This window comes from Colwellia sp. MB3u-41, from assembly GCF_014076845.1.
Lineage (GTDB): Bacteria > Pseudomonadota > Gammaproteobacteria > Enterobacterales > Alteromonadaceae > Colwellia_A.
Genome location: NZ_JACGUT010000034.1, coordinates 1 through 3280, shown reverse-complemented (window position 1 = coordinate 3280; position 3280 = coordinate 1). Strand labels below are relative to the sequence as shown.

3 protein-coding genes are annotated in these 3280 nt (G+C 33.7%); all 3 read left to right on the top strand.

Translation table 11 applies throughout. The features are described from left to right. Positions 1-137 precede the first annotated feature (137 nt). The 3 genes from H4J73_RS02115 (at position 138) to H4J73_RS02105 (ending at position 3129) form a co-directional block, all read left to right on the top strand. Positions 138-359 carry a hypothetical protein gene (locus H4J73_RS02115; protein ID WP_182223891.1) on the top strand — a complete coding sequence of 74 codons (222 nt, stop codon included), beginning with the start codon at positions 138-140 and terminating at the stop codon, positions 357-359. Between the two features lie 115 nt (positions 360-474). Beyond that, positions 475-1572: a serine hydrolase gene (locus tag H4J73_RS02110; protein WP_182178757.1), complete on the top strand. Its 1098-nt coding sequence runs from the start codon at positions 475-477 to the stop codon at positions 1570-1572. 141 nt (positions 1573-1713) lie between these two features. Next, positions 1714-3129, top strand: coding sequence for a serine hydrolase (locus tag H4J73_RS02105; protein WP_182178756.1), 1416 nt, complete (start codon positions 1714-1716; stop codon positions 3127-3129). Positions 3130-3280: the final 151 nt, after the last annotated feature.

The following is a 3280-nucleotide window of genomic DNA, read 5'->3' as shown; positions in this document are numbered from 1 at the left end:
TATCACCCTCGGTGAGCTGCTTGTATTTCATAGTGTTTTACTTCTTGGCGGGAGCAAAAAACTAAGGATATCGCAGTTCATCGTTTTTATTAACTTGGGTGTCGCACTTAGTATATGAATTCGGCGTTGTCGTTTCAGTGCCTAAATATATTGAAGAACAACCATTTAATTTAGCTGGGATCATTATCGGTGATGAAGATAATCCTAGTTTCTTTTCCTCATTAAAAGTTTTTGAAGATGAAGGTGAAACTAAAGTTTGGTTTCTAGTTAAAGCAGACTCAACTGAAAAGCATCAATTGATTTTTAGTTACGGAGATGGATGTGGTATATCTATAACTGTACCAGTTGTATTAAACTGAAAATATAACAAGCAATTCAAACGGACAAATAACAGTTGGTTTTGTTCGCTGCGCTCTCTATTTTAACCAACTATTATTGGCCGCTTAATTGGGCGTTATATTTCTAAGGATTTCTATGCGTTTTATCGTATTAATTAGCACTTTATTTTTTATTTCTTGTACCGAAGTAACTGGTACATCACCACTAGAAATTGATAGTGTAGTTTCTAAGTTCATGAAGGAAAATAGATATATTGGTTTATCCATTGTAGCTAAAAAAAATGAAAGTATGGTTTTTGAAAAATCTTACGGTTACGCGAATATACGCACTAAGGCTCCATTCACATTAGCAGATAAAATAGCTTTAGGTTCAAATGTAAAAACTTTAACCGCAGCATCTATATTGTTACTAGAGGAAAGAAATAGCCTTAAGTTGACTGATAAGCTTTCTAAGCATTTACCATTTAAATTAAATCAAGCTGATTCAATTACAATTCGTGATATGTTGTGCCATGTATCCGATATCCCCGAGGTTTTTGGTGGAGCAATCTACGAAGATTATCGATGGCAAAAAGCAAATTCACAAAAAGAACTCATAGAAAAACTAAACAAGAATAAAAAGAACATAACTCCATCGGTTGAGTATCGTTATAATAATACTGCCTATTTACTGTTAGGTATTGTTGTTGAGCATATAAGTAATCAGCCATTAGGCGACTTTTATCGAGAGAATATATTTTCCCCATTAAAATTGAGAAATGCTTATTATTTAGGTGACTCGTTCTATTCGCCAAAACTAACTAATGCATATGAAGTAAATGGGGAAATAGTTAAGGAATATGAAGATCCAGTAGAATACAGAATTGTTGGTGGTGCTGGAGCGCTTGGTGGCGACATCAATTCATACATTAAACTATTCTCGGGTATATTGACTAGCAATATTATCTCTGAAAAGTCTAAAGAAAAAATGAAGACACCATGTGTATTTACAGATGGGACATTTGTATTTAATGGTAAAAAGCAAAAAATAGGCTTAGGTATTGAAATATCTAATATAGATAAACAGATAGTATATAGTCGTGGAGGTGCGATGAATGGTCATGTTTCAGCGGTATACCATTTTGATAAAACAGGATTAACAATGGCTACTGTAGGAAATACTTTTATGCGCTTAGCACCTATTTTAGATTCTATCATTAAGCATAAATTACACCATCAGTTTAACGAAATATAACAAGGGTTTTCAAGTCGGACTAGTAACAACTTGCTCGGTTCCACTTCGTTTCACATTTTAGCAAGCTATTACTAGCCGCTTAAAACGGCGTTAAATGGTTTTGCAGATTTCGGTATAATTTAAACTTTAAAAGGAAATTTAATGAAAGCTTTAAAAGGGAATTTAATGAAAGTATCACTGAGTCAGTTATTTATTTTGTTATTTTGTTATTTTATTTCAGTTACTAGCCAAGCAAATTCACTTGCTGAAGGAGTATGGAAAACATCGATTAGTGATGAAGGAGTAAGTAAAAGAGTTGTAATAACAATTAGGCGCAATGTCTATCATAAATTGGTCGCATTTATGGATTCTCCCGATGAAGGCTGGATGGAAATTCCAGCATCAATTGCATTCAACTCTAAGGACGTGTCTTTAAACTTTAATACCATTGGTGTAAAAGTGGAAGGGACTTTAATATATGGCGGGAAGGTTATTGATGCAAAAATAATTAGTCCTAATAGTGTTAGTAAAGTTAAATTTAAAAGGATTAATGTTGCTCCTAGAGTTTCCCCCTCAGCATATTTAACTAAACTTGAAAATATTAAACTCTCAAAGCATATCACTTCGATTTATAAATTAGATAATGAGAAAACCACTCAATTAGTTCAACAATCTAATAAACTTCCATTTTTAAACTCAGTGCTTATTTATGAAAAAGGCAATGTTGTTACCGAAAACTATTTTAACGGTCTTGATGAAAATTATGTTGCCAATATAAAATCAACTAGTAAATCTATTATTTCAATGCTGGTAGGAATTGCGTTAGATAAAAACTTGTTAAACAGTATCGACGATAGAGTAATGGATATACTTCCCGAATATGTAAATCCAGCAATGGACATTCGTTTAAAAGATATCACCATTCGGCACTTATTAAGTATGCGTGCAGGATTTAAATACAATGAAATGGATTTTTACCTACCAGGCCAACACCCAATCTGGGATGCAAAAGATTCTGTGAAAGCTATTTTTGCCCTTCCTTTAGCTCATACACCGGGTGAGCGATACTCTTACGCAACTCCTCAAACGCATTTATTAACGGCTATTCTTACTAAAGTTACCAAGATGGATGTTTTGAGTTTTGCGAATAAATTCCTATTTCACCCCCTAGATATTCAAGGTGTTTCATGGCAACAAACAGCTGATGGTATTTATATGGGAGGATCAGATATGTTTATGACACCAAGAGAAATGTTACAGCTAGGTGTTTTATATCTTAATGATGGGGAGTTTAATGGGAAACAAATTATCAGCAAAACATGGATTAAACAATCTGTTAAAGGAGATCATCCATTAAGTAAAATTTCATCAAAAGATACTTATGGATATCTATGGAGAAAATGGATTGTAAATGGGCATAAAGCTTATAGAGCTGCTGGTTTTGGTGGGCAATATATTATTAATATCCCATCTCTATCTATGACTATTGTTACAACAGGTAATCCTCGAAATTTATCAGGTAACGATAATAATTCAGATAAAATCATGAAAATGGTTACATCTGCCATATTAAAATAGTATTACGGTCAGGTGTTGGTGATAATCCACATAACAAGTTACTCAAACGGACGCTAAACAGTTGGCTAGCTTCGTTCCTCGCAATTTTAGCCAACAATTTATCGCCGCTTAGTAAGGCTACATGGACTCCCCTTTGTCAAGCAATAGCATC